The sequence below is a fragment of the Paraburkholderia sp. RL17-337-BIB-A genome (assembly GCF_046025895.1).
Classification (GTDB): domain Bacteria; phylum Pseudomonadota; class Gammaproteobacteria; order Burkholderiales; family Burkholderiaceae; genus Paraburkholderia; species Paraburkholderia fungorum_C.
Window position 1 is genome coordinate 715,488 of the sequence record NZ_JARESY010000001.1, and the last position, 24,893, is coordinate 740,380.

A 24,893-nucleotide genomic window follows, 5' to 3' on the forward strand; every position below is an offset into this window, starting at 1 on the left:
CCGTCGTTTGTGGTAACTCAATGCAGCATAAAGGATTTCGCCCCGTTTGACGAGTCGGCCAAAAGGCCGGAAAAGCGCTTTGAAGGCTTTTTGTAACCTTGCGAAGGGCTTGTGTGCGCTGCGGAAAAAGGTGTGCTGCGCTATAATCTACCGGTTATTCCTAAGCCCAGCAGGCCGGTATTGAGCTTGCGGGACACGGCTCGCGCGCTCCGGAAAGTTTCCTCGCGCGGTCCGCCGTCATGATGAGCGCCGAGGCGGCTTGTCCGGCCCTTCGCGATTTCTGGCGGCGCAGCTCGCCATTCAGGCGCGGTCAACGTGTCCAGGCGTCCCAAAGCCACTTTGCAGTCCGCTTTGCCGTCATCCCGCTGGGCAGTCACACAGGTATTCCTACATGGCCGAAGCAGCTCCAACCGAATATTTCATTCAGGGCATCACGTCGACCGGGAAAAAGTTTCGGCCGAGCGACTGGTCGGAGCGGCTCGCGGGTGTGATGGCATGCTTTGGTCCTAGCCCGCGTGGCAAGGGGCCGAATGCCTACCTGCAATACTCGTTGTACGTCCGGCCCACCATGATCGGCGACCTCAAATGCGTGATTCTCGATTCGCGCTTGCGCGACGTCGAGCCGATGGCCTTCGATTTCGTCCTGAACTTTGCGAAAGACAATGACCTCGTTGTGACTGAGGCGTGCGAGTTGCAGCTTGAGCACGCCACGCCGCTAGAGAAAAGGCACGTGATATAGCGCAAGTCAGCCGGAACGGTAAAAGAAAAAAAACCCGCAAGCAGCGGGTTTTTTTATGGCTGAGGCCTCGGTGAGTAGTTTGTCGGCTACGAGCGCGACGCGACAAGTCACAGGCTGCGGTGCGGATCTGTCAGTTCAAAGCAAAAAAGCCCGCCGAAGCGAGCCTTTCCGTTGCAGCGGAAACAGGAGGTAGCCCACCGAAGCGGGCTGACCGAATTTACTGCGCTGCGGGTGCTTGCAGACCCTTGAGGGCTGCAGCCAGACGGCTCTTGTTGCGAGCTGCCTTGTTCTTGTGAACGATTTTCTTGTCGGCAATGATGTCGATGGTCTTCGACGATGCCTGGAAGATCTCAGCGGCCTTAGCCTTGTCGCCGGCTTCGATTGCCTTGCGAACAGCCTTGATAGCCGTGCGGAACTTCGAGCGCAGTGCCGAGTTGTGCGAGTTTGCCTTGGCGGCCTGGCGGGCGCGCTTACGTGCTTGTGCGGTGTTAGCCATGACGGTTCCTTATCCTGTTCCTGTTTCCAGTACCTGACCTTCAAGTGGTAGGTGCTGCTTTTAGATCGAACTCCTGGAAGCGATTGCCCAAGAGCGCAAAAGTGTCGAAATGAGTCGAAAAACTCGATCGGACTACGCGAAGGCGGGCCCGTGTTCCGGTGTGTTTCGAGGTTTGGTCGGCGCCTCAATACGGCTTGAGCGATGCTCGCGTACTGCGTGCCTGAACCCCGTCCGAAAATTGAGCGAGCTTCGAAACCGGCGATTATAGCAACAAAATCAGGCACGTGGCAACGGAGAATCGCCAATTCGATATGCGCGCGCTGCCGGACATGCCTTGGATTTGTAAGCCTCAATGGAGAGGGGCCGGGGGAAGGGGGCGTGTGCCATCGGCAGCGCACCGGGCGAGCGGGGGGCAGCCGCCACTCCCACACCGCGCATCAGCGCGTCGAACCAGTCCGACAACTTCGGTTGTTCAAGCGCGCAACGCGTGCCGCAAACAACAAAAAACAACCCGATCCGCGCATCCGAACGAACGTCTGCGGCGCAAATCGGTCCGATTCGCGTTCCGGCTCGTCGTCCGCACCTGCGGCACCCGTATAATAAGCGCCCCATGAATCTATTCCGAGCCCTGCTGACGGTCAGCGGCTTCACGCTGCTGTCGCGCGTGACCGGACTGGCCCGCGAAACGCTGATCGCTCGCGCGTTCGGCGCCAGTCAATTCACTGACGCGTTTTACGTCGCCTTCCGTATTCCGAACCTGCTGCGCCGCATTTCCGCCGAGGGCGCGTTCTCGCAGGCCTTCGTGCCGATCCTCGCCGAGTTCAAGAACCAGCAAGGACACGACGCCACCAAGGCGCTAGTCGACGCCACGTCGACGGTGCTTGCCTGGGCGCTCGCGATTCTCTCGCTGATCGGGGTGGTGGGGGCGTCGGGCGTGGTGTTCATCGTCGCCTCGGGTCTCGCGCATGAGGGCCAGGCGTATGCGCTCGCGGTCACCATGACGCGCATCATGTTCCCGTACATCATTTTCATCTCGCTGACGTCGCTGGCGTCCGGCGTGCTGAATACGTACAAGAACTTTTCGCTGCCCGCGTTCGCGCCGGTCCTGCTGAACGTCGCCTTCATCGTCGCGGCGGTGTTCGTCGCGCCGCGCCTGCAAACGCCGGTTTATGCGCTCGCGTGGGCAGTGATCGCCGGCGGTGTGCTGCAATTCCTCGTGCAACTGCCGGGTCTGAAGAAAATCGACATGATTCCGCGCATCGGGTTGAATCCGGTGAAGGCGCTCGCGCATCGCGGTGTGAAGCGGGTGCTCTCGAAGATGGTGCCGGCGATGTTCGCCGTGTCGGTCGCGCAAATCAGCCTGATCATCAATACCAATATTGCTTCGCGCATCGGTCCGGGCGCGGTCTCCTGGATCAACTACGCCGACCGGCTGATGGAGTTCCCGACCGCGCTGCTCGGCGTCGCGCTCGGCACGATCCTGCTGCCGAGCCTTTCGAAGGCGCACGTGGATGCCGATCCGCACGAGTATTCGTCGCTGCTCGACTGGGGGCTGCGCGTCACCTTCCTGCTGGCCGCGCCGAGCGCCGTCGCGTTGTTTTTCTTCGCCCAGCCGCTTACCGCCACGCTGTTCCACTACGGCAAGTTCGACGGCAACTCGGTGGTGATGGTCGCCCGCGCGCTGTCGGCCTACGGCATCGGCCTGATCGGCCTGATTCTGATCAAGATCCTCGCGCCCGGTTTCTACGCGAAGCAGGACATCAAGACGCCGGTGAAGATCGGCGTCGGTGTGCTGATCGTCACGCAGCTGAGCAACTATCTGTTCGTGCCCATTTTTTCGCATGCAGGCCTTACGCTGAGCGTCGGGCTCGGCGCTTGCGTCAATGCATTGTTCCTGTTCCTCGGCCTGCGCAAACGCGGCATCTATACGCCGTCGCATGGCTGGCTGAAGTTTTTCGTGCAATTGCTCGGCGCCTGTCTGGTGCTGGCCGGCGCCATGCACTGGCTCGCGATCAGCTTCGACTGGATCGGCATGCATAGCCGGCCGGTCGACCGTATCGTGTTGCTGGGTGCGTGCCTCGTTCTGTTTGCCGCGCTATATTTCGGTATGCTTTGGCTGATGGGCTTCAAGTACGCGTATTTCAAAAGGCGAGTGAAGTGATCACGATGACGCGAGTTCTCGACTATTTCAGCACGCTGGTTGCCGAAGATGACAGCCTGCCGCTGACCGAGGCGGCCCTCTCGCTCGCGCAGGACGCTTATCCCGATCTCGATTTGCAAGGCACGCTGGCCGAGATCGACGAGTTGGTCGTGCGCCTGCAGCGCCGTATGCCGGACGATGCCGACATCAGGCAGAAGGTCGGCATTCTGAACCGGTTCTTCTTCCGCGAGCTGGGTTTCGCCAGCAACCTCAACGATTATTACGATCCGGACAACAGCCATCTGAACGCGGTGCTCAAGCGGCGCCGTGGCATTCCGATTTCGCTGGCAGTGCTGTATCTGGAGATGGCCGAACAGATCGGCATTCCGGCGCGCGGCGTGTCGTTTCCGGGCCACTTCCTGTTGCGCGTGACGACGCCGGATGGCGACGTGATGCTCGATCCGACCAGCGGGCATTCGCTGTCCGAATCGCAGATGGTGGACATGCTGGAGCCGTATGTGGCGTCGGCGGGCGAGTCGGTGAGCAGGGCGCTGCGCATGTTGCTGCAGCCGGCCACGCGCCGCGAGATCATCGCCCGGATGCTGCGCAATCTGAAGTCGACTTATCTTCAGACGGAACGCTGGCAGCGTCTGCTGGCCGTGCAGCAGCGTCTCGTGATCCTGTTGCCGGAAAGTATCGAGGAAGTGCGCGATCGCGGTTTCGCGTATGCGCGGCTCGATTACCTGCGTCCGGCGCTCGATGATCTCGAGCGCTATCTCGGCGACCGGCCGGATGCCGAAGACGCAACGGTGGTGGAGTCGCAGCTACATGAACTGCGCCAACGCACCCAGTACGACGACCGCGACTAAAAGCGCTTTGTGCGCCCGCGGATCAGGCTCATAGCTCAAGCAGCGAAGGCAAGGAATTAGCGGCTGCCTCCAGCTACCGTTGATGAGCAAAACGCGGTCAAATCAAAACGCCTGCACATGATTCATGCGCAGGCGTTTTTCATTGGCGCGGCCGCACCAAGCGGCACGCGGGATCCAGCCTTACTTCGGCTGCATGCGGATCGCGCCGTCCAGGCGAATCACTTCGCCGTTGAGCATCGGATTGTCGAAGATCTGCTTGGCCAGCATCGCGTACTCTGCCGGTTTGCCGAGACGCGGCGGGAACGGCACCATCGCGCCAAGCGCGTCCTGCACTTCCTGCGGCATGCCGAGCAGCATCGGCGTTTCGAAGATGCCTGGTGCAATCGTCATCACGCGAATCGCGTTGCGCGACAGATCGCGTGCGATCGGCAGCGTCATGCCGACCACGCCGCCCTTGGACGCCGCATAAGCGGCCTGGCCAATCTGGCCGTCATACGCCGCCACCGATGCGGTGTTGATGATCACACCACGCTCGCCATTCGCATTCGGTTGGTTCTTCGACATGGCCGCGGCGGCGAGCCGGATCATGTTGAAGGTGCCGACCAGATTAATGGAGATGGTGCGTGCGAACGATTCGAGCGGATGCGGACCGTCTTTGCCGACTGTCTTGATTGCCGGCGCAACGCCCGCGCAATTGACGAGGCCGCGCAGCGTGCCAAGCTTCGTGGCGGCTTCGACGGCTTGGGTGGCGTCGTCTTCGCGGCTCACGTCGCATTTGACGAACACGCCGCCGAGTTCCTTTGCCAGTGCCTCACCAGCATCCTGATTCAGATCGGCGAGCACCACCGTGCCGCCGTTCTCGACGAGAAGGCGCGCTGTGGCCGCGCCGAGGCCCGATGCACCGCCGGTGATCAGGAATACGTTGTCAGGAATCTCCATGTCTTCTCCTTTGCTTCGGTTCAGTAATGTCTCGATCGAATATCCTTTCGATGATCGATTGTAACGGCTATGTTGCAGCGCGGAAAGCGAAGTGACGGGTGGGGCAGCGGGTAGGGCGTGGCGCGGTCTTCCGCCTGCGAACCGCTATGGATGGCTAATCAATACTGAAGCCGGCGGAAAAGGAGCGCACGCAAGAACACGCAATTACGCACAAGAACGTGCGCCGTGCGACGCGGCATAAAAAAACCCGCCGGAATCGGGCGGGTCTTTCGAACAAGCAACGCTGATGCGGGGAATTACTTCAACGCGTCGAACGCACGGTCGCGAATTTCGTCGACCGTGCCGAGGCCCGAAATGCGGCGATATTGCGGCGCCTTCAGCGAGGTCGACGAATCGCCGTTTTGCGCCCAGCTGTTGTAGTACTCGATCAGCGGCTTGGTTTGGGCAACGTACACGTCGAGGCGCTTCTTGACTGTTTCTTCCTTGTCGTCTTCGCGCTGGATCAGCGCTTCGCCCGTCACGTCGTCAACACCTTCGACCTTCGGCGGGTTGAACTTGACGTGGTACGTGCGGCCCGACGCGGCGTGCGAGCGGCGCCCGCTCATACGCACGATGATCTCGTCGAACGGCACGTCGATTTCCAGCACGTAATCGATCGCGACGCCCGCATGTTTCATGGCTTCAGCTTGCGGAATGGTGCGCGGAAAACCGTCGAACAGATAACCGTTCGCGCAATCCGGCTGCTGCAGGCGCTCCTTCACCAGGTTGATGATCAGCTCGTCCGTGACCAGTTCGCCGGCATCCATGAAGCGTTTGGCTTCGAGGCCAAGCGGCGTGCCTGCCTTGACGGCTGCGCGCAGCATGTCACCGGTGGAAATCTGCGGAATGCCGAACTTTTCCTTGATGAAGTTTGCCTGAGTGCCCTTACCCGCGCCGGGCGCACCCAAAAGGATCAAACGCATGTGATATCTCCAGATCTATGTGAATTCTTTGTTGGCGCTGCAGCCATCCCACGATTCGTCGAGGGACCCGCGTCAGCTGCCGGTTCGAGTTTCGCGCTGCACGTCGAACACGACGGCGCTGCAAGATGAACACGGCGCGCGACCGGGGCAAACCCTGACTCTCGCGTTTAGCGGGAGGCGCGCATAACCGTCCGATTATGCCATGGGTTTTTACGCTCAAGACCCGAATAGAGCCTGCACGCGCGCGAGATCGGCGGGCGTGTCGACGCCTGGCAGCGGCGCATTCTGAGTGACGAGCACCGCGATCCGTTCACCGTGCCACATCGCGCGCAGTTGTTCGAGCGCTTCGACCTGTTCGATTGGTGAGATCGCGAGACTCGGATAGGTGCGCAGGAATTGGGCGCGATAGGCGTACAGGCCGATGTGCCGGTGGACGACCCCAGGCGCCGGCGGGGCGGGCATCGAAGCGACGTTGGGCCAATGCGGCTGATACGTGTCGCGTGCCCAAGGAATCGGCGCGCGTGAGAAGTACAGCGCGACGCCGCGCGCGTCGAGCACGACCTTGACGACGTTCGGATTGAAAATTTCCGCGGGGTCGGTGATGGGATGCGCGGCGGTGGCGATTGCGCATCCTTGGCTCGAAGCGAGGTGCGACGCCACGCCGCACACGAGCGCCGGGTCGATCAGCGGCTCGTCGCCCTGCACGTTCACCACGATCGTCTCGTCGCTCCAGCCGAACTGCGCCGCCACTTCCGCGAGACGGTCGGTGCCCGACGGATGGTCGGCGCGCGTCAGCACGGCTTCGAAGCCGTGCTCGCGGGCCACATCCAGCACCGCTTGCGCGTCGGAGGCGATCAGCACCTGTTGCGCGCCCGATTCGCGTGCGCGTTCGGCGACCCGCACCACCATCGGCTTGCCGCCGATGTCGGCGAGCGGCTTGTTGGGCAGACGCGTCGAGGCGAGCCGGGCCGGCACGACGGCGATGAAGGGGGGAGTAGTGGCGTTGGCGTTGGTCATCGGAAGGGGGCGCGGCGATGAAACCGGAAGGAAGCGCTCGCGAGCATACCGCGGGCGCTGACGGGAAAGACGGCAAATGCGGATCGCGAACGCTGATCAATGATGCAGACCAAAGCGCGGGGCGCGCAGAACGCGGAACCCGGCGCCCTGCATCGGGCAAAGCTGACTCAGGCGACGGAGCCCGGATTCAGATCGACCGGCGTGCCTTCCACGGTCTGCCGCGCTTCGTCGACCAGCATGACGGGAATGCCGTCGCGGATCGGATAGGCAAGCTTGTCCGCGTTGCAGGTCAGTTCCTGCGCGGAGCGGTCGTAGCTGAGCGGGCCCTTGCAGATCGGGCAGACGAGAATTTCAAGCAGGCGAGCGTCCACGGACTTTCTCCACAACTAATGCAATGAGGCGATGATCGAGCGCGGCTTCGACCGGAACAACCCAGATGCGCGCGTCGTGCCAGGACCCTAATTTTACCGCATCCTTTTCCGTTATCAGGATGGCGTCCGCGTCGACGTCCGTAAAAGGATTGCGCTCGAACGCGTAGTGATCCGGCAACGCGCGGGTGGCGGGCGTGAGGCCGGCCGCGCGCAGCGTCGCGAAAAAACGCTCCGGCGCGCCAATGCCGGCTGCGGCCAGTACGCGATCGCCGCTGAACTGGGTGAGCGGGCGGCGGAGCCCCGGATTGTCGAGATGCCAGGCATCGGCTGGCGCCAGTTTCAGTGCGAATGTGTTCGGCCAGGCGGGCAGCGTGCGGGCGTACGGATCGTTGATCAGCGTTGCATCGCGGCGGCGCGACAACGGCTCGCGCAGCGGACCCGCCGGCAGCAGAAAACCGTTGCCGCCGAGCCGGTGATCGAACACCACCAGTTCGGCGTCGCGGGCGAGGCGGTAATGCTGCAAGCCGTCGTCGCTGACGATCACGTCGACGTCGCGGTGCGCGGCGCATAGCGCCTGCGCGGCCGCGACGCGATCCGGACAGACCCACACCGGCGCGCCGGTGCGGCGCGCGATCAGCAGCGGTTCGTCGCCGCCGACGCTCGCCGCCGACGTGGAGAGAACCGCCGTCGGGCCCTTGACGCGTGCGCCGTAACCTCGCGACACCACGCCGGGCTTGAAGCCGGCGGCGCGCAAGGCTTCGACCAGCGCGATGACGGTCGGCGTCTTGCCGGTGCCGCCGACGGTCACATTGCCGACCACCACCACCGGCACGCCAATGCGCACGGACTTCAGCCAGCCGAACGAGAAAGCGGCGCGACGCGCGGCGGCAATCGCGCCGAACACGCACGCGAAGGGCATCAGCGCCCACGCCAGCGGGCCACGCTGCTGCCATTCGCGCGCAAGGCGTGCTTCGAGACGGTTGTTCAGTTCGCTCATCGGCAAGCCGCAAGGACGGGCGATGCACCGCACGCCCAATGGAGCCGGGACGGCGGCGTGGAAGCGCTAGGCGCAAGACGCGGGGCAAGCATCAACGCGGTTCTCCGGACGATCGAAAGGTGAAGTGAAAAGTGCAGCAAAGAGGTGAAGCAGCGGCAACTGCCGATGCGCTCGCGCAGTGTGGTGCAGTGTGCCGCAAGGGCGAGCGTTGTGGGGCGTTCGGCATGCCGTCGAACCCGCCACTCTAGCGCGCGTGCGTCCCGCCCGGCAAGTCGGGCGCCTCGCGCGGCGCGGCGACACAGCGCTTCGAACGGCATCCACTGCCTGTGGATAACTTTGTGGAGAACCCGCCAGTCGATGGGCTGAGAAGGCCGCGCCGAGCGCTCCGTATCGGCAATCGCTCCTATTAGCGAGATATAAACACCATATAAATCAAAGACATGCTTCCAAGTGTCGCGGCCTGGCGGGCGATCTGACGGCACTCGTGTAGTGGGTCCCGACATGTGGACACTTTTAACAATTCTTCTGCTGCGCTAGACGCCGATGGCCACTCGGTCTATCGTCTGTCCGGCCAGTCACAGATACCCCTCGCATGAATCCCGAAAGCCCTTTTGCCTCGTCGGCCACGCCCGGCGGTGAAGTCGTCGTCCCCGTTTCCGCGCTCAACCGTGCCATTGGCACGATGCTCGAGCGCTCGTTTCCGCTTGTCTGGGTGGCCGGAGAGGTGTCGAACTTCACGCGCGCCGCGAGCGGCCACTGGTATTTCTCGATCAAGGACGCGCAGGCGCAGATGCGGTGCGTGATGTTCCGCGGACGCGCGCAGTACGCCGAGTTCACGCCGCGCGAAGGCGATCGCATCGAAGTGCGCGCGCTGGTGACGATGTACGAGCCGCGCGGCGAACTGCAACTGAACGTCGAAGCGGTGCGCCGCACCGGGCAAGGGCGTCTGTACGAAGCGTTTCTCAGGCTGAAGGCGCAACTCGAAGCCGAAGGTCTCTTTGCCGCCGAACGCAAACGTGCTTTGCCGGCCCATCCGCGCGCGATCGGCATCGTGACATCGCTCCAGGCCGCGGCATTGCGTGATGTCCTGACCACTTTGTCGCGTCGCGCGCCGCATATTCCGGTGATCGTCTACCCGGCGCCGGTGCAGGGCGTGGGCGTCAGCGCCAAACTGGCCGCGATGGTCGATGTGGCCAACGCGCGGCGCGAAGTCGACGTGCTGATCGTGTGCCGCGGCGGCGGCTCGATTGAAGACTTGTGGGCGTTCAACGAAGAAGTGCTTGCGCGCGCGATCGCTGAAAGCGCGATACCAGTGGTAAGCGGCGTGGGTCACGAAACCGATTTCACGATCGCCGACTTTGCCGCCGACGTGCGCGCACCGACGCCCACTGGCGCCGCCGAACTCGTCAGTCCGCAGCGCGTGCTGTTGCTGCGCGAGCTCGATCACCGGCATGCGACGCTCGCCCGTGGCTTCGGCCGCATGATGGAGCGGCGCGCCCAACAACTCGACTGGCTCGCGCGCCGGCTCGTGTCGCCAGCGGAGCGGCTCGCGCGGCAACGCACGCACGTGCAGCAATTGAGCGTGCGGCTGGCATCGGCGGGCGCGCGTCCCGTACGTGACGCCCGAGCGCGGTTTTCTCTGTTGCAGATGCGCTGGCAGCGCTGGCGCCCTGATCTCGCCGCGCATCAGGCGAGGCTCGGCAATCTCACGCAGCGTCTGGACGCAGCTTTGTTACGCCAGCATGAACGTCAGTCAGCGCGGATCGACACGCTGGCCGCGCGGCTCGAGGTGTTGAGTCCGCAGCGCACGCTGGAGCGTGGTTATGCTGCCGTGCTAGACGCGCAGAGCGGCCGCGCGGTGCGCGCGCCGTCGTCGCTGAAACCCGGGCGGCGTCTCACGGTGCATCTTGCCGAAGGCGCAGCGGACATTGCGCTCGCCGATGTGCAACCGCGCTTGACCGACGGTTTCTGACACTTCGCCGACAGCATGCCAACGCGTACTTTTAACCTCCGCAGGGGCCAGGCACGACCTCTGTGAACGCACTAATTACGCTACATGTCCGGCATGTTCGGCGATGCCCGACATAAAGTCCGTTGGTTTGCGGGGTTATTCCAACTCGCCTACAATCGAGTGCTCTAAAGCGTTATCCGCAGACTCCCCCCACAACAGATACAGACACAAGGAAAGCACCATGGAACATACGCTCCCGCCGCTGCCGTTCGCGAAAAACGCACTCGCTCCGAACATGTCGGAAGAGACGCTCGAGTATCACTACGGCAAGCATCACCAGACCTATGTGACCAACCTGAACAATCTGATCAAGGGCACCGAGTTCGAAAATCTGTCGCTCGAAGAGATCGTCAAGAAGGCATCGGGCGGTATCTTCAACAATGCAGCGCAAGTGTGGAACCACACGTTCTTCTGGAACAGCCTGTCGCCGCAAGGTGGCGGTGCGCCGACCGGCGCATTGGCCGACGCGATCAACGCCAAGTGGGGTTCGTTCGACAAGTTCAAGGAAGAATTCGCCAAGACCGCAATCGGCACGTTCGGCTCGGGCTGGGCATGGCTGGTGAAGAAGGCTGACGGTTCGCTCGACCTGGTGTCGACGAGCAACGCCGCCACGCCGCTGACCACCGATGCGAAGGCACTGCTGACGATCGACGTGTGGGAACACGCGTACTACATCGACTACCGCAATGCGCGTCCGAAGTTCGTTGAAGCATACTGGAACATCGCCAACTGGGAATTCGCGTCGAAGAACTTCGCGTGAGATTGCTGGTTGCCGGCTGGTTGTCTTTAGCTGAAAACTTAGCGTGACAACATAGTTCGGATTTCCAACTAAATCGGCGGTCCGAACGGATCGCTGCAATGAAGTCTGGAACGGGTAGTAAAATGGAAAGCCCTCCTTCGCGAGGGCTTTCCGTTTTTTAGCGCCTCGAGAGTGGATACAGCCTGCCGCCGGTGGACGCTAAGCGGAGCCCGACGTGACGAATCAATTGACGACCGTGATCTACGCCGGCGCGCTGGTCAACGGCGCCCGCCTGCCGGACCGACGGCGAGTGCCAGCTTTGTCACAGTTGGTAACTGCGGCGACGTCTGCGGACCATTGCACCGCATTGATTCAGATCTTGCGCACGTTCGTTCAAGGTTGTGTCGACGCGGTCCCGGTCGTATCGGAATCGGCCGACATCTGCCGGTGGCGACCGCCGCCGCGCCTGCCGCCGCTGGGCGAAACCGAACTCGCCGGGGCGGGCGGCGGCGGGTGATTGATGTACTGGAAATTCTGCGCGATCGACGCGCTGGGAAATGTCGTGGTCGGCGATTGGAACACGCTGCTCTGGACTGTCGTATTCGACTGCGCGAAAACGGGCGATATGCAGGCGGCGCAAGCCGTCGCCGCTACGAAAACAAGCCGGTTCATCGAGTTATCCTCTGTTTTATTGACCGTGTCCGTTGACCGCGAGGGCAAAGTGCCCGCTCGCTCAGTCGGACTGCCTTGGCATGTCACATACCGTGCCGTTCGGTGAGCGGATTGCGCGATGTTGGCGCGAGCCAGTTTAGGCCACTCGCTGCGCAAACAGATTGCGGTTTCACTTACAAGCGTTACTCGGTATGACGTGATTGAGCGCGGCTTGCAGGGCGCGATGCCGTCCGCGCGGACGAGGGCGGGAATGTGGAATGTAAGCGAAAAACTTTCTGTAACGATCCTGTAACCAGGGACGGTGCCGTTTGGCCTAACGTTTGAATTCCCAATGTCCTAGAAGCGCACCAACATGATCTCCAGCACCAAATCGATAGGCATCGCCATTCCTGCCGCGCTCGTTGCGCTCGCGCTCGGCGGTTGCGCGGTCATGCCGCCGGGCGGTCCGAGTGTGGTTGCCCTGCCGCGCAGCGGCGAGCCGCTCGGGCAGTTCCAGCAGGACGACTATGCATGTCGCGACTACGCGAACCGTTCGACCGACCCGAACGCGGCCGCTCAGGCCGCAACCACGAACAGCGTGAATAGTGCGGCGCTTGGCACGCTCGGCGGCGCGGCCGTCGGCGCACTGCTCGGCGCGGCGGCGGGCAATGCCGGCGCGGGCGCGGCGATTGGGGCGGGCAGTGGATTGTTGATAGGCGGCGCGAACGGGGCAAATGGCGCGCAGTATTCCGCCGCCGGCCTGCAAGCGCGCTACGACGCCGCGTACGCGCAGTGCATGACCTCGAAGGGCAACACAATTTCGCAGCCGCAGGCGCCGGCCTACTATGCACCGCAACCGGCCTATTACGCACCGCAGCCGTATTACTACGCGCCGCCGCCGAGGTATGTCGCCCCGCCTCCGGTGATGTACGCGCCTTACCCGTACTAAAGGTCGATCGGCAACTGCGCTTCACTGAAACGAGCCGTTTGCGCCAGGTACCAGGCAAGCTTGTTGCTGTCGAGCTTTCGTCCTCTCTGGCGGAAAGACGCGAAACGATGGCGGCAGGCGGCCGGGCAAAGGGCGTAGGTTGGGGACAAGGGCTAGGGGCGCCGGGTATCTGGCGCTCCTAAGCAGCCCGCAACTCTATTCCATCCCTGCCGGCCAACGCCCTTTCTGACTTCGCCGTTCGACGTAGCCCGGCGTACGGACCTGGCCGGGCATCGTGCAAACGAGGCGACTATGCAGCGACCACAAACCGGGACGTTCAATCCGAGAGTGTGGTCCCGCGTGTGCGGGTGGCTGGGCGTTGCATTCGTCGCTGCCTGCTTCCTTTCTTGCGGCGGGGGCTCGGGCGGTACATCAGGTGTCGCCTCGGGTTCGGCAGGCGGCAGCGGTAGCAGCAGTGGCAGCGGAAGTACCGGTGGCTCGACCACCGGCGGCGCGGGCGGGACTGGCTCAAGCACCGGCTCAAGCGGGTCGGGCAGCACATCCACGGGAACGACGGCATTCGCCACCGACGTGCTGATGCATCACAACGATCTCGCCCGCACCGGGCAGATGCTTGCCGAGACGACACTGACAACCGCGAACGTCAAGTCAGCCAGCTTCGGCAAGGTTGCGTTTCTCGCCGCGGACGGCAAGGTCGATGCACAGCCGCTGTTCGTGACCAGTCTGCCGATTGGCGGCACGCCGCATGACGTGGTCTACGTCGCGACCGAACACGACAGTGTGTACGCCTATGACGCCACCAGCTTCGCCCAGTTGTGGAAGGTCTCCCTGGTCGGCAATGGCGAGACACCTAGTGACGACCACGGTTGCCAGGACATCACGCCGGAAATCGGCATTACGTCGACGCCGGTGATCGATCGCAATCGCGGCACGAATGGCGTGCTGTATGCCGTGGCGATGACCAAGGACAGCGGCGGTGCATACCACCATCGCCTGCACGCGCTCGATCTGACGACGGGAGCCGAGGTGCTCGGCGGTCCGACGGAGATCGCGGCGACTTTCCCCGGCAACGGCGCGGAGGGCGTCAACGGCGTCCTCACGTTCAATCCGTCGCTCCACACGGTACGCGCGGCCCTCACGCTGGTCGGCGGCAACGTCTACATGGGCTGGACTGCACACTGCATGTCGGGCGCCTACACCGGCTGGTTGATGGCTTATAGCGCCGCTACGCTCAAGCAGACCAGTGTCTTCGACGTCGCGCCGAACGGCAGCCAGGGTTCGATCTGGATGGCCGGCTCGGGAATGGCGTCGGACGGCACGTCGATTTACGTCGTGGACGGCAACGGCACATTCGGCACCACGCTGAACGCGCAGGGCTTTCCGGTGGACGGCGACTTCGGCAACTCGCTGATGAAGCTGTCGTTAGGAAACCTGCAGGTCACCGATTACTTCGCGATGAATAACGTCGTGGCCGAGGCAAACGCGGACAACGATTTCGGCTCGGGTGGCGTGATGCTGTTGCCGGATCAGACGACCACGGCCGGCGTTGTCAAGCACCTCGCGGTGGCGGCGGGCAAGGACAACCTGATCTATGTGGTCGATCGCGACTCGATGGGTAAATTCAATCCGACAACGAACAATATCTGGCAGGTGTTGACCGGCACGCTCGCGGGCGGCATCTGGGGCTCGCCGGCTTACTACAACGGGGTGGTGTACTACGGCGGCATGGGCGACAGCCTGAAGGCGCTGCCGGTCTCGGGTGCGTTCCTCGCGACCACCGCCTCATCAAGGAGTGCAATCACCTTTGTCTATCCCGGCGCGACACCGGCCGTGTCGGCCAACGGCACGAGCAACGGTATTGTCTGGGCTGCGGAAAACGGCACGACGGGCGCGTTGCATGCGTACGATGCCGGCAATCTCGGGAATGAGTTGTACAACAGCAATCAGGCTGGTGCGCGCGATCAATGGGGCGCGGGCAATAAATTCATCACGCCGATGATCGCGCGAGGGAAAGTGTATGTGGGTGCGACTAATGGGGTTGCGGTGTTTGGGTTGCTTTGAGCGTAGCGAGTTTGGGTGCGGTTGGAGTTGCGATTGCAGTTGCAGTTGCAGTTTGCGGTTTGCGGTTGCAGGGCCGCTAGCTGGTGAATATGTGTTCTGTTGGTGCCGTTGCAGTTTCAGACCGATCGCTGCGCTTCCGAGCGGAAATGGAAAAGCCCCTGTTCATCACAAGCAGGGGCTTTTTGTTGCCGCTGCGTTTATACGGCGGCGCTCAGGTTGCTATGGGCGACAGCGAGGTGCTACGCGGGCAATGCCGAAGCGCCACAGGTAGCGCCGAAGTGCTACGGGTAACGCCGGAGTGTTGCGGGTAACGCCGGAGCGCCACAGGTAACGCCGAAGTGCTACGGGTAACACCGAAGTGCCACAGGCAACACTGGAGCGCCACAGGCAACACTGGAGCGCCACAGGCAACACCGGAGCGCCACAGGCAACACCGGGGCGCTTCAGGCAACACCGAAGTGCCACAGGCAACACCGAAGTACTACAGGCAACACCAAAGTGCTGTGAGCAACACCGAAGCAGTTCGCGCACATCACGCGAAGCGAGACGTTTACTCCGCGTCGCTCGTCGCCGCTGTCTTACGCGGACGACGGCTGCGCGGCGCGGTTTTGCGCGCGGCCTTTTTTGCCGCCACGGGTGCTTCTTCCGTGCTGACGGACGGCTCCGGTGCTTCGGCAGGCGCCGCGATCTCTGGTATGTCATCGATCGTTCGCGGGGTGGCCTTTTTCACCTTCTTCGCCGCCGTCTTGCGTGGCGCGCGTTGCTTGCCGCGTTTGGGTTGAGCGACGCTCTCTTCCTGTGCCTCTTCGTTGCCTACCGCGACCGGCAGTTCAGTTGCAAAGGTCTCCGGCTCCGCCCAAGCCGATTCTGGCTGTTCGAAGCTGGGCTCGCTGGTTGATGGCGATTGCGGCTGCACGTGTTCCGTGTGAACTTGCGCGTGCTCGCCGCGCCCGAGCGCCGCGCGCTCTTCGTGAGAGGCTTCCTGCTGCCCACCACGGCCGGTCTTGCGATTGCCACGGCCGCGGCGGCGCGACTCGTGCTTGCCGCCCGACTCGGCGACCACTGTCTCGGCAACCTGTGCCTCATACATCTGTTCCGCCGATTCACCAGGTTCGGCCGGCTCGCTCACGTTTTCGGCACCCACATTTGCAGCCGTGCCCCGATAAACATACGCGCCTGACTTCTCGTCGCGGCCGAACTCGAGCAGCCCGCGCGCCTGTGCCTCTTCCAGCAGATTGCCGAACGCGCGAAAACCGTAGTACGTCTCGTTGAAATCCGGCTTACGACGCTTGATCGCATTCTTCAACACCGACGCCCAGATCTTGCCACTGTCGCCACGTTCGGATGCGAGCGCGTCGAACGTTTGCACCGCGATCTCGACCGCTTTGGTGCGGCGCTTTTCGAGGTCTTCCTTATTGCGCGACTTTTCTTCGTCGGGCGCACGTTTGGCCGTCTGCTGCGCGGCCTGTTGCGGGCGGGACGATTCGCGTTTGGCTACTGTGCGCTGACTCTCACGCACGAGGTCGTCGTAAAAGAAGAATTCATCGCAGTTTGCGATCAGCAGATCGGAGGTGGACTGCTGCACGCCGACGCCGATCACCTGCTTGGCGTTCTCGCGCAGCTTCGACACCAGCGGCGAGAAGTCCGAGTCGCCACTGATGATGACGAAGGTATTGACGTGCGATTTCGTATAGCAGAGGTCGAGTGCGTCGACCACAAGCCGGATGTCGGCGGAATTCTTGCCCGATTGGCGCACGTGCGGAATCTCGATCAACTCGAAATTGGCCTCGTGCATCGCACCTTTGAAACTTTTGTAGCGGTCCCAGTCGCAATACGCCTTCTTCACGACAATGCTGCCCTTGAGCAGCAGACGTTCGAGCACCAGCTTGATGTCGAACTTGTCGTACTTCGCGTCGCGCACGCCGAGCGCAACGTTTTCGAAGTCGCAGAATAGCGCCATGCTGACGGTTTCACTGGATGACGCCATGAATATCTCCATTGAAGCGATCGTCAAATTCGACGAATCGCGACCATGATAGCGGCTCCTGCGGAGGTGATCAGCTTTTGTGTTCCTGGCGCACCGATAGGTCAGGCGAAAAACCGTTCGGCACGGAGGACTTTTGGCGGCAACGCTCAGGGCTGGCGGTTTGCACACGCAGCGGGACGAACGGACGCGCGCTTGTGCTTGTGCGAGCTCAGCGGCCCTGGAAGGGTAAGAGCTCAACCGTGCAACGCCTGCTCGCCGTGAACGCAAGCGGCTGCTCGCGATATTGGCGCAAGACGAGATAGCTCTTTACGCCGGACGCGTATGAGGAGGGCGTCCGCCAGCCTCGGCGCGCTCGCTACATGTCACGATGACGAGCCGGGTCGCGTAGCGCCGCGCGGGTTTCCAGCACCTCGTCGACGAGGCCATACGCCTTTGCGCCGTGGGCCGACATGAAGTTGTCGCGGTCGGTGTCGCGCACGATTTCCTCGATGCTGCGCCCGGTGCGCTCGGCCATCATCGCGTTGAGGCGTTCGCGCAGGTAGAGCACCTCTTTGGCCTGAATTTCGACGTCGGCAGCGGTGCCCTGACCGCCGCCCGACGGTTGATGAATCATGATGCGGGCGTTCGGCAGAGCGTACCGCTTGCCGCGCTGACCGGCCGTCAGCAAAAACGTCCCCATGCTGGCGGCAAAGCCGGTGCACAAGGTCGACACCTCGGGCTTGATGAATTGCATCGTGTCGTAGATGGCGAGGCCGTCATACACCGAGCCGCCCGGCGAGTTGATGTAAAAAGAAATATCCTTGTCGGGATTTTCGGATTCCAGAAACAGCAGCTGCGCGACGATCAGACTGGCTGACTGTTCGTTCACCGGTCCGACCAGAAAAACGATCCGCTCGCGCAGCAGACGCGAATAAATGTCGTAAGCGCGCTCGCCGCGGCCGGAATGCTCGATCACGGTGGGCACGAGCCCGAGGCCGGTGACGCAGGGGTAGCTGGAATGCATGTTTACCTCGTTTCAGGTGGCACGGTGCCGATTAGCCGGTAGGGGTGGGTGTTTCGAACAACGGCACATCCGTTGCGCCGGTTGTTGCCCATATGACGGAGCAGAGCGAGGCAACGTGACAGGAATATTTTTGCGTCGGGCTGTCACATTCACTCATGCTCAGTCGTCAAGCTGAAAAGGATGCAGATGCAGCAGCGCCCACGGACAATGTTGCACGCAGGCACGCAGGCACGCAGGCACGCAGGCACGCAGGCACGCAGGCACGCAGGCACGCAGGCACGCAGGCACGCAGGCACGCAGGCACGCAGGCACGCAGGCACGCAGGCACGCAGGCACGCAGGCACGCAGGCACGCAGGCACGCAGGCACGCAGGCACGCGAGCTAGGCAGGCGGCTAACTCGACAAGCACGCATGGCGTCGCGCGCTTTTTCACCACCCACGATCTGGAGGTCTACGCATGACGGAACAAGAAATCGACAAGGCATCCAGCTTCGAGGCCGTGCGCGCCCGCCTGCTCGCGCTGGCGTACCGGATGCTCGGCAGCCGGGCTGAAGCGGAAGACGTGGTGCAGGACGTCTGGCTCAAATGGCATCTCGCCGAGACACAAGAGGTGCAGACACCGGCCGCCTGGCTCACCACGCTCACCACGCGCACGGCGATTGACCGGCTGCGCCACGTACAGCGTGAACGCGCGTCACAGGCCGCTGGCTGGTTGCCGGAGCCCTGGCTCGACGAGGTGGCGCCATCGGCGGAGGAACTGGCCTTGCGCGCGGCGCAGATGTCGTACGGCGTGATGCTGCTGCTCGAGCGTCTGAAACCGGATGAACGCGCGGCATTCGTACTGCACGAAGCTTTCGATTGCGACTACGCGGAGATTGCAAAAATCCTCGACCGTACGCCGGCCAGTTGCCGTCAGATCGTTCACCGTGCGAAGGCGCGTCTGCAGCGCGCGGGTGCGCCGCTGGCGCGGCCCGATCCTGCCGCGCATGCGCGGATCGTGGAGCGCCTGCGCACAGCGCTAGAGGCTCAGGATCGAGTTGGTTTACTGCGTCTCTTTAGCGATGCGCCCGAAGTGGTCAGCGACGTGCCAGTGTGCACGCAAGAACTGGCGCCGGTGGCCTGGATGGAGACGGTGACCGCGCTTGCGCATCAGGCGAGCCATGCAGAGGTGGTGTCGGTCGAAGGCGCACTGTGTATTGCGTTGCTCTGCGAAGGCGAGGTTGTCGGAGTAATCGACGTTTCCACGCAAAATCTTGCGGACGGTTCGGTGAAGATCGTCGCGTTGCGCGCCGTCACCAGCGCGGTGCGTTTGCAGGCAGCCAACCGCTTGCTGGGTCGCGCGGCCGTCATGAAGCTGCTCGCGCGGATCCAGCAGAACACCATTGCCTCAATTACGATGCGCAGCGACTTCCCAGTTGATGTCGACGCATAGCACCTGTGTGCCGTGCGGCGTGTGCGCGGCGATCGAGGCCGTCACGCACAAGTGCGCCTCGTTGATCGACAGGTAGGGCGGGGTGAGGTGCACCCGGCCGGGCACGCGCATCGCCTGAATGAAGTACGGCCGGCGCTCCCAGCTCGCGCCTTCCGAATGCAGTAACGGCCGGAAGCGTTTCGCGCGTTGCGAAGCACGCCCCGGCGGCAGCACGTTGTCGCCGATCTGACGCCCCGAACCGTCGAGTACGAAGCAGCGCGCGGTTTCGCCGAGCGTGAGCAGCGGCGCGGTCGCCTGGGTAACCGATTCCCCGGCCACGAGTTGGGCAGCCGCCGTTTCCAGCGCCGTGACATAGGGCGCAAGCCGCGCGGATTGTACGCGTTCGCGCGTCGCAACCCGTTCGCGTAGCGCCGCTGAGAGCGAGTCCATCAAACCGGCCGCCGCTTGCGGTTTCACCGGTTCGACGCTGGGGCCTGCGAAGAACGCACCCTGCACGAAGTCGACGTTGCATTCGAGCGCGATCAGCGCATCGCGCTCGGTGCTCAGGCCGCCCATCAGCACCAGTTGGCCAGATTCGTGCAGCAGCGAGACAAGCCCCGGCAGCACGCGTTCGATGTGCGAGTGCTCGCTCGCTTGCGCGAGGATGCAGCGGTCGAGCGTGACGATATCCGGCCGCAGATTCCACACGCGGTCGATGTTCGAATGCTTCGCGCCGAAGCCGTCCAGCGCGATCAGGAAGCCGGACTTGCGCAACGCGTCGACGATCTCGGCGAAGCGCGTGGTTTCACCGCCTGCCTGCTCGGACACTTCCAGCACCACCCGTTGCGGCGGCAGGCCCAGCGCCTTGAGGCCGGCGAGCAGTGCGTCGCCGTAACTGGTGTCCATCAACGCTGCCGGGTGCAGGCTCAGGAAAAGCCATTCGTCGTGGCTGTCGAATGCATTGAAATTGCCCAGATGCAGCGATTCGGCGAGACGCCCGAGTTCCAGCAGGTCGCCGCGCCGCGCCGCCTGCGTGAAAACCTCGTGCGACGGCACTTGCAGCGCATGTTCGTCGTGTGCGCGCAGCGAAGCGTGATAACCGATCGCACGCCGGTGCGACACCGAGAAAACTGGCTGGAACACGCTGAAAACGGTGTAGCCGCCGTACAGAACGGTGCGCCGGGAGCCCTCGTCGCCGGCCATCGGGCGCGGCGGCTGGAAGCCGGGAGGATCGAGTTCGATCATGCTCATCATGTCAGTCGTGTGGAGGTGGCGGCGCGCTCGCATGCTCGATATGAGCCGGCACGCGCAAAATGCGAGTTTACAGGATAGGCGAGCAAGAACTATGCGCGAGCGGAAACATACTGTGCGCGCGTGGTTGCCACGGTCAGTACGAAGATTGTGCGCCAGCGCGGGTGCCAAGGCGATGATTCGCACTTCGGTGGTGCGACCCGCGCCCCGTTGGGGGTCGGCGACGGCGGCCGTAGCGAATAACCGCGAAGAGGGTTGCGGCGGTCACGGGAGACGGCGACGAGTCAGAACGAGTCGTGCCGAATGGCATCGGGCCACGGCCGGGTCCCAGTGATCCGCAGCGGGTTCCAACAATGAGCCTCAGCGGGTCCCAGCAGTGGGTCACAGTGAGCCATAGCGAATCACGCCGTCATCACCGCTCCCCGCGCGAAACTCAGGTCCGCTCCGAAGGATCAGTCTTTGTCCCCAGCGTGCGGATGTCCGGCGACAGTTGCGCGAAGATCCACGAGGTCCCCGCGGTGATGATGCCGACACACAGGAACGTCGCATGGAACGCGGGCAGCGAGTTGGCGGCCGTCACGCGCGGCAGCAGGCCGGTGAAGGTGGCGAGTAACGCGCCTGCCACCGTCACGCCGAGACTCATCGACAGCATCTGCACCAGCGAGAACAGGCTGTTGCCGCTGCTCGCGCCACCGGTGCCGAGGTCCTTGAGCGTCAACGTGTTCATCGCGGTGAACTGCATCGAATTGACGCCACCGAAGAACGCGAGTTGCACGAGCCTCAACCACAGCGGCTGGCCGGCGCTGGTGAGCGCGAAGCTCGCCATGGTCAGGCCGACCAGCACCGTGTTGATGATCAGCACGCGTCGGTAGCTGTATTTGACGATTAGCGTCGTGACAACGCGTTTGGCGACCATGCCTGCTGCCGCCACCGGCAGCATCATCATGCCGGCTTCGAAGGCGCTGTAGCCGAGACTCACCTGCAATAGCAGAGGAATCAGATACGGCATCGCGCCGCTGCCGATTCGCGCGAACAGATTGCCTAGCAGACCGACGCTGAAGGTGTGGATTTTGAACAGGTCGAGCGGGAAGATCGGCGCGGGCGCGCGCACGGCGTGCAAACCATAGGCGACGAAGCTGGCAAGGCTCAGGATCAGCAGCACCAGCACGGTGGCGTGCTGAATACCAAACTCGGTGCGGCCGTCGAGCGCGAACGAAATCGTCACCATGCCGACGATTAGCAGCAAATAGCCTTTCAGATCGAACTTGCCGGTGTGCTCGTTACGGCTATCCGGCATAAAGATAAACGTGGCGATGCAACCTACGATCCCCACTGGCACGTTGATCAGAAAGATCCAGTGCCACGACGCGATCTTCACGAGCCAGCCGCCGAGTGTCGGGCCGATCAGCGGCCCAATGAGCCCTGGAATCGCCACGAACGACAAGGCGGACAAGTAGCGTTCCGCCGGAAAGGTGCGCAGCACCGCCAGCCGGCCGACCGGCAGCAGCATCGCCCCGCCCACGCCTTGCATGATGCGGTAGATCACCAGTTGATTCAGGGTATGCGCGTTGGCGCACAGCAGTGAGCCGACCCCGAACACGAGGATCGCGCTGAAAAACACGCGCCGCGTGCCGAGTTTGTCGGCGAGCCAGCCGGACACTGGAATCATCACCGCCATTGTCAGCGAATAGGCGATCACAACCGATTGCATGCGCAACGGCAATTCGCCGAGGCTTGTTGCCATCGCGGGGAGCGCGGTGTTGACGATGGTTGAGTCCAGCGTCTGCATGAAGAAGCCGGTGGCGACGAGCCACAGCATCACGGTCAGCGAGCGGGCCGAGGGGGCTGGTACGGCAGCAACTGCGGCGGCGGGCAGGGTCGGCGGCGTGGACATGAACGGCGGCGGGGCGCTCAGGGACGGGCTGGACTCGCTATTCTAGGGAAAAGCGTGGCCCAACGCAGCGGGTATTTCGGATGGATCGCCTGGCTTGAGGCTCGATCTGGCGCGACGTGAGCAAGCGCCGCGACGGTTGCGCGCTTTCGTGCAGCGGCGCAGCGCTATTACGCGCGCTCAGCCAGGCGGCTCTTTTGCCCGAGGGTACGCGTTAAGCGCGAAGGCTGGGCCAGCAGATCACCCCGACGCAGGCAACGCAAGCGAAGGTTCGGCAAACAGATCACCCCGACGCAGGCAACGCCGCGGCAGCAAGGAAAAACGCCTGCGCACGCGGCTCGTTGCCGAATGCCGCGTGAATCCGGATCCACGGGCTCACTTCCATGTTCGGCCGGAAATAGCTGCCGGGCAACACTGTCACGCCGAGCGGCGCGCCGCATGCGACCAGCCGTTCGGCGTTGTCGACGTGCGGCACGCGCGCCCACACGAACTTGCCGCCGACGGGCTTTTCGAACACCTCCCAGCCGGCGTCTTCGAGTGTCTGGATGGTCGAGCCGAGCGCGTCGCGCATGCGGCGGCGCAGCCGCTCCAGATACTTGCGATAGGCGCCGCGCTCCAGCAGCGACACGGCGACCGCCTCGGCAAAGCGCGAAGCGCCGAGACTCGTCAGCATCTTGATGTCGATCAGATCCTTGATGATCGCGTGGCTCGCCACCACGCAGCCGATTCGCAGCGAGGACGACAGCGTCTTCGACAAACCGCCTACGTAGATCACGCGTTCGAGTTGATCGAGGGTCGCGAGACGGTCGGTGACGTCAGTCTGGAAGTCGGCGTAGATGTCGTCTTCGATGATGGTGAAGCCGTGCTCACGTGCCAGTTGCAACAGCCGGAATGCCACCGGCGGCGCGACCGTCGTGCCGGTCGGGTTGTGGAACACCGTGTTGATGAACATCAGCTTCGGCCGGTGCAGTTGCAACTGCGCCTGCAACACATCGAGATCGGGGCCGTTGCGGGTGCGCGGAATGCCGATCAGCTTGACGCCGTGCAGCTTCAGCAGACCGTACAGGTTGTAGTAGCCGGGGTCCTCGACGAACATCGTGTCGCCGGCTTTGAGCATGTAGCGCATCAGCAGATCGAGCGCCTGGCTCGCGCCGTTGGTGATCAGAATCTGCGAGGCGTCCGCTTGAATCCCCAACTGACCGATGCGGCCTTGCAGATGTTCGCGCAAGGTCAGATTGCCGAGCGGGGTCGCGTAATCGATCATGCTTGCGGTGTCGGTGCGCGATACGTGGCGGATTGCTTGCGCGAGGCTGTCCATGTCGCGCCACGCATCGGGAATGAAGCCGCTGCCGAGCTTGAGCGTTTCGCCCGGGTGGTTGAACTGCTGGAGGATGTGCCCCGATTCGTCCTCGGCGCGGCGCGGGTCCGAGGTGCCCTGGCATTGCGTGCTCGCCGGCAGACGGTCGGCGACATAGAAGCCTGAGCCGTGACGCGAGTCGACATAGCCGAGCGATACCAACCGGTCGTAGGCCTCGATCACGGGGAAACGGCTCACGCCGTAGTCGGCTGCGAACTGACGGATCGACGGCAGCTTTGCGCCGGGGTGGGCGGTGCGTGAGCGAATCCATGCGGTAACGCCGGTGACGATCTGCTCGGTGAGCGGAACGCCGTTATCCCGATCGAGTTGGATTTCGAATTTCATGCGGTTCTTCTCCTTCACCGGACAGCCGTTCGGCCGGAACGCGGACACGCCGACACGCCGACACGCCGACACGGCAACACGAGCACGGCAACACGAGCACGGCAGCACGAGCACGGCAGCACGGCAACCCAGCCACCCAGCCACCCAGCCACCCAGCCACCCAGCCACCCAGCCACCCAGCCACCCAGCCACCCAGCCACCCAGCAACACGACGCATACCGCGCGCCCATACGCGCTGCGTGCACACGCCCACGTACGTGCACCTACGTGCATCTACCACCAACTGTCCGGTTTTTCGACTGAACAGTTCCGATAGAAGTGTTCAGAACTGTGCATGGGTATCCGATGATTGCACGTCAATAATCGGTACAACAGAAAAGTTCTTTGAAGGAGAGCAGCGATGCGTGAAGTCCGTATTTTTGAACTGGAACATGGCGAGCCCGCGTCGGCATGGCGTGTCGCGCGTCCGTCGATCTTCAAGGTGATTTCGGGCGAGATCTGGCTGACCGTCGAAGGTGACAACATGGATCACTGGCTGGCAACCGGGCAATCGACCGAGTTGCCGCGGGGCACGGTAGCGTGGATCAGCGCAGGGCAGGCCGGTGCGCGTTTCGCGCTGGCGAGCGGCTCAGAACGTGCAGCAACGCGGCCATTGCGCGGTTCGCCGATTCTGAACTGGTTGCCCCGCTGGCTGGGCGTGGCGTAAC

Annotated in this window: 21 protein-coding genes; 10 read left to right on the forward strand and 11 right to left on the reverse strand. The window is 63.0% G+C overall.

What is annotated here, in order from left to right; genetic code table 11:
- Positions 1–391 precede the first annotated feature (391 nt).
- Positions 392–739 carry a DUF3579 domain-containing protein gene (locus P0D84_RS03385; RefSeq protein WP_408332449.1) on the forward strand — a complete coding sequence of 116 codons (348 nt, stop codon included), beginning with the start codon at positions 392–394 and terminating at the stop codon, positions 737–739.
- Positions 740–956: 217 nt separating this feature from the next.
- On the opposite strand, the gene rpsT is transcribed toward P0D84_RS03385, so the two are convergent.
- Positions 957–1,235, reverse strand: coding sequence for a 30S ribosomal protein S20 (gene rpsT, locus P0D84_RS03390; protein WP_179734007.1), 279 nt, complete (start codon positions 1,233–1,235; stop codon positions 957–959).
- Positions 1,236–1,845: 610 nt separating this feature from the next.
- Between rpsT and murJ the strand changes: the two genes are divergently transcribed.
- Together murJ and P0D84_RS03400 are read left to right on the forward strand one after the other, a co-directional pair.
- Positions 1,846–3,396 (forward strand): murein biosynthesis integral membrane protein MurJ, encoded by a 1,551-nt coding sequence (gene murJ, locus P0D84_RS03395; RefSeq protein ID WP_408332451.1) that lies wholly within the window; start codon positions 1,846–1,848, stop codon positions 3,394–3,396.
- Between the two features lie 5 nt (positions 3,397–3,401).
- Positions 3,402–4,244: a SirB1 family protein gene (locus P0D84_RS03400; protein WP_408339646.1), complete on the forward strand. Its 843-nt coding sequence runs from the start codon at positions 3,402–3,404 to the stop codon at positions 4,242–4,244.
- Positions 4,245–4,424: 180 nt separating this feature from the next.
- On the opposite strand, the gene P0D84_RS03405 is transcribed toward P0D84_RS03400, so the two are convergent.
- From P0D84_RS03405 to lpxK, 5 genes are all read right to left on the reverse strand, one after another.
- Positions 4,425–5,183 (reverse strand): 3-hydroxyacyl-CoA dehydrogenase, encoded by a 759-nt coding sequence (locus tag P0D84_RS03405; RefSeq protein WP_408332453.1) that lies wholly within the window; start codon positions 5,181–5,183, stop codon positions 4,425–4,427.
- Positions 5,184–5,479: 296 nt separating this feature from the next.
- On the reverse strand, positions 5,480–6,145 hold the full coding sequence (gene adk, locus P0D84_RS03410) for an adenylate kinase (protein WP_408332455.1): 666 nt from the start codon (positions 6,143–6,145) through the stop codon (positions 5,480–5,482).
- Positions 6,146–6,361: 216 nt separating this feature from the next.
- Positions 6,362–7,162 carry a 3-deoxy-manno-octulosonate cytidylyltransferase gene (gene kdsB, locus P0D84_RS03415; RefSeq protein WP_408332457.1) on the reverse strand — a complete coding sequence of 267 codons (801 nt, stop codon included), beginning with the start codon at positions 7,160–7,162 and terminating at the stop codon, positions 6,362–6,364.
- Positions 7,163–7,329: 167 nt separating this feature from the next.
- Entirely contained in the window at positions 7,330–7,533 is a 204-nt protein-coding gene (locus P0D84_RS03420; RefSeq protein ID WP_179733995.1) for a Trm112 family protein, read from the reverse strand.
- Positions 7,514–8,530, reverse strand: coding sequence for a tetraacyldisaccharide 4'-kinase (lpxK, locus tag P0D84_RS03425; protein WP_408332459.1), 1,017 nt, complete (start codon positions 8,528–8,530; stop codon positions 7,514–7,516). Before lpxK ends, P0D84_RS03420 begins: the two co-directional genes overlap by 20 nt.
- Before the next feature lie 592 nt (positions 8,531–9,122).
- On the opposite strand from lpxK, the gene xseA reads away from it, so the two are divergent.
- The 5 genes from xseA (at position 9,123) to P0D84_RS03450 (ending at position 14,941) form a co-directional block, all read left to right on the forward strand.
- Positions 9,123–10,502, forward strand: coding sequence for an exodeoxyribonuclease VII large subunit (gene xseA, locus P0D84_RS03430; RefSeq protein ID WP_408332461.1), 1,380 nt, complete (start codon positions 9,123–9,125; stop codon positions 10,500–10,502).
- Positions 10,503–10,722: 220 nt separating this feature from the next.
- The gene (sodB, locus tag P0D84_RS03435) at positions 10,723–11,301 is read left to right on the forward strand and encodes a superoxide dismutase [Fe] (protein WP_323045035.1); all 579 of its coding nucleotides are present in this window, start codon (positions 10,723–10,725) and stop codon (positions 11,299–11,301) included.
- 214 nt (positions 11,302–11,515) lie between these two features.
- Positions 11,516–11,797, forward strand: a complete 282-nt coding sequence (locus P0D84_RS03440) for a hypothetical protein (RefSeq protein WP_408332463.1) — start codon at positions 11,516–11,518, stop codon at positions 11,795–11,797.
- A 507-nt stretch (positions 11,798–12,304) separates the two neighbouring features.
- Entirely contained in the window at positions 12,305–12,880 is a 576-nt protein-coding gene (locus P0D84_RS03445) for a glycine zipper family protein (RefSeq protein ID WP_408332465.1), read from the forward strand.
- Between the two features lie 291 nt (positions 12,881–13,171).
- On the forward strand, positions 13,172–14,941 hold the full coding sequence (locus tag P0D84_RS03450; protein WP_408332467.1) for a PQQ-binding-like beta-propeller repeat protein: 1,770 nt from the start codon (positions 13,172–13,174) through the stop codon (positions 14,939–14,941).
- Between the two features lie 550 nt (positions 14,942–15,491).
- Here P0D84_RS03450 and P0D84_RS03455 read toward each other — a convergent pair.
- Positions 15,492–16,928 (reverse strand): NYN domain-containing protein, encoded by a 1,437-nt coding sequence (locus tag P0D84_RS03455; RefSeq protein WP_408332469.1) that lies wholly within the window; start codon positions 16,926–16,928, stop codon positions 15,492–15,494.
- A 355-nt stretch (positions 16,929–17,283) separates the two neighbouring features.
- Positions 17,284–17,931: an ATP-dependent Clp endopeptidase proteolytic subunit ClpP gene (gene clpP, locus P0D84_RS03460; protein ID WP_408332471.1), complete on the reverse strand. Its 648-nt coding sequence runs from the start codon at positions 17,929–17,931 to the stop codon at positions 17,284–17,286.
- Between the two features lie 457 nt (positions 17,932–18,388).
- Between clpP and P0D84_RS03465 the strand changes: the two genes are divergently transcribed.
- Positions 18,389–19,363, forward strand: coding sequence for a sigma-70 family RNA polymerase sigma factor (locus P0D84_RS03465; protein WP_408332473.1), 975 nt, complete (start codon positions 18,389–18,391; stop codon positions 19,361–19,363).
- Here the strand turns inward: P0D84_RS03465 and P0D84_RS03470 are convergent.
- The 3 genes from P0D84_RS03470 to P0D84_RS03480 form a co-directional block, all read right to left on the reverse strand.
- The gene (locus tag P0D84_RS03470; RefSeq protein ID WP_408332475.1) at positions 19,319–20,593 is read right to left on the reverse strand and encodes an EAL domain-containing protein; all 1,275 of its coding nucleotides are present in this window, start codon (positions 20,591–20,593) and stop codon (positions 19,319–19,321) included. The genes P0D84_RS03465 and P0D84_RS03470 overlap by 45 nt on opposite strands.
- Before the next feature lie 433 nt (positions 20,594–21,026).
- Complete coding sequence (gene mdtD / locus P0D84_RS03475) at positions 21,027–22,487, reverse strand: multidrug transporter subunit MdtD (RefSeq protein WP_408332477.1); 1,461 nt, start codon at positions 22,485–22,487, stop codon at positions 21,027–21,029.
- Between the two features lie 280 nt (positions 22,488–22,767).
- Positions 22,768–24,186 carry an aminotransferase-like domain-containing protein gene (locus P0D84_RS03480; RefSeq protein WP_408339648.1) on the reverse strand — a complete coding sequence of 473 codons (1,419 nt, stop codon included), beginning with the start codon at positions 24,184–24,186 and terminating at the stop codon, positions 22,768–22,770.
- Between the two features lie 400 nt (positions 24,187–24,586).
- Here P0D84_RS03480 and P0D84_RS03485 point away from each other — a divergent pair, with 400 nt between their 5' ends.
- Positions 24,587–24,892: a DUF2917 domain-containing protein gene (locus P0D84_RS03485; RefSeq protein WP_408332479.1), complete on the forward strand. Its 306-nt coding sequence runs from the start codon at positions 24,587–24,589 to the stop codon at positions 24,890–24,892.
- The last annotated feature ends 1 nt before the right edge of the window (position 24,893 follow it).

Bases quoted from the DNA above. Each gene is read 5' to 3' on its own strand.
- P0D84_RS03385 (WP_408332449.1), top strand. From the start codon at position 392: ATGGCCGAAGCAGCTCCAACCGAATATTTCATTCAGGGCATCACGTCG.
- rpsT (WP_179734007.1), bottom strand. From the start codon at position 1,235: ATGGCTAACACCGCACAAGCACGTAAGCGCGCCCGCCAGGCCGCCAAG.
- murJ (WP_408332451.1), top strand. From the start codon at position 1,846: ATGAATCTATTCCGAGCCCTGCTGACGGTCAGCGGCTTCACGCTGCTG.
- P0D84_RS03400 (WP_408339646.1), top strand. From the start codon at position 3,402: ATGACGCGAGTTCTCGACTATTTCAGCACGCTGGTTGCCGAAGATGAC.
- P0D84_RS03405 (WP_408332453.1), bottom strand. From the start codon at position 5,183: ATGGAGATTCCTGACAACGTATTCCTGATCACCGGCGGTGCATCGGGC.
- adk (WP_408332455.1), bottom strand. From the start codon at position 6,145: ATGCGTTTGATCCTTTTGGGTGCGCCCGGCGCGGGTAAGGGCACTCAG.
- kdsB (WP_408332457.1), bottom strand. From the start codon at position 7,162: ATGACCAACGCCAACGCCACTACTCCCCCCTTCATCGCCGTCGTGCCG.
- lpxK (WP_408332459.1), bottom strand. From the start codon at position 8,530: ATGAGCGAACTGAACAACCGTCTCGAAGCACGCCTTGCGCGCGAATGG.
- xseA (WP_408332461.1), top strand. From the start codon at position 9,123: ATGAATCCCGAAAGCCCTTTTGCCTCGTCGGCCACGCCCGGCGGTGAA.
- sodB (WP_323045035.1), top strand. From the start codon at position 10,723: ATGGAACATACGCTCCCGCCGCTGCCGTTCGCGAAAAACGCACTCGCT.
- P0D84_RS03445 (WP_408332465.1), top strand. From the start codon at position 12,305: ATGATCTCCAGCACCAAATCGATAGGCATCGCCATTCCTGCCGCGCTC.
- P0D84_RS03450 (WP_408332467.1), top strand. From the start codon at position 13,172: ATGCAGCGACCACAAACCGGGACGTTCAATCCGAGAGTGTGGTCCCGC.
- P0D84_RS03455 (WP_408332469.1), bottom strand. From the start codon at position 16,928: ATGGCGTCATCCAGTGAAACCGTCAGCATGGCGCTATTCTGCGACTTC.
- clpP (WP_408332471.1), bottom strand. From the start codon at position 17,931: ATGCATTCCAGCTACCCCTGCGTCACCGGCCTCGGGCTCGTGCCCACC.
- P0D84_RS03465 (WP_408332473.1), top strand. From the start codon at position 18,389: ATGACGGAACAAGAAATCGACAAGGCATCCAGCTTCGAGGCCGTGCGC.
- P0D84_RS03470 (WP_408332475.1), bottom strand. From the start codon at position 20,593: ATGAGCATGATCGAACTCGATCCTCCCGGCTTCCAGCCGCCGCGCCCG.
- mdtD (WP_408332477.1), bottom strand. From the start codon at position 22,487: ATGTCCACGCCGCCGACCCTGCCCGCCGCCGCAGTTGCTGCCGTACCA.
- P0D84_RS03480 (WP_408339648.1), bottom strand. From the start codon at position 24,186: ATGAAATTCGAAATCCAACTCGATCGGGATAACGGCGTTCCGCTCACC.
- P0D84_RS03485 (WP_408332479.1), top strand. From the start codon at position 24,587: ATGCGTGAAGTCCGTATTTTTGAACTGGAACATGGCGAGCCCGCGTCG.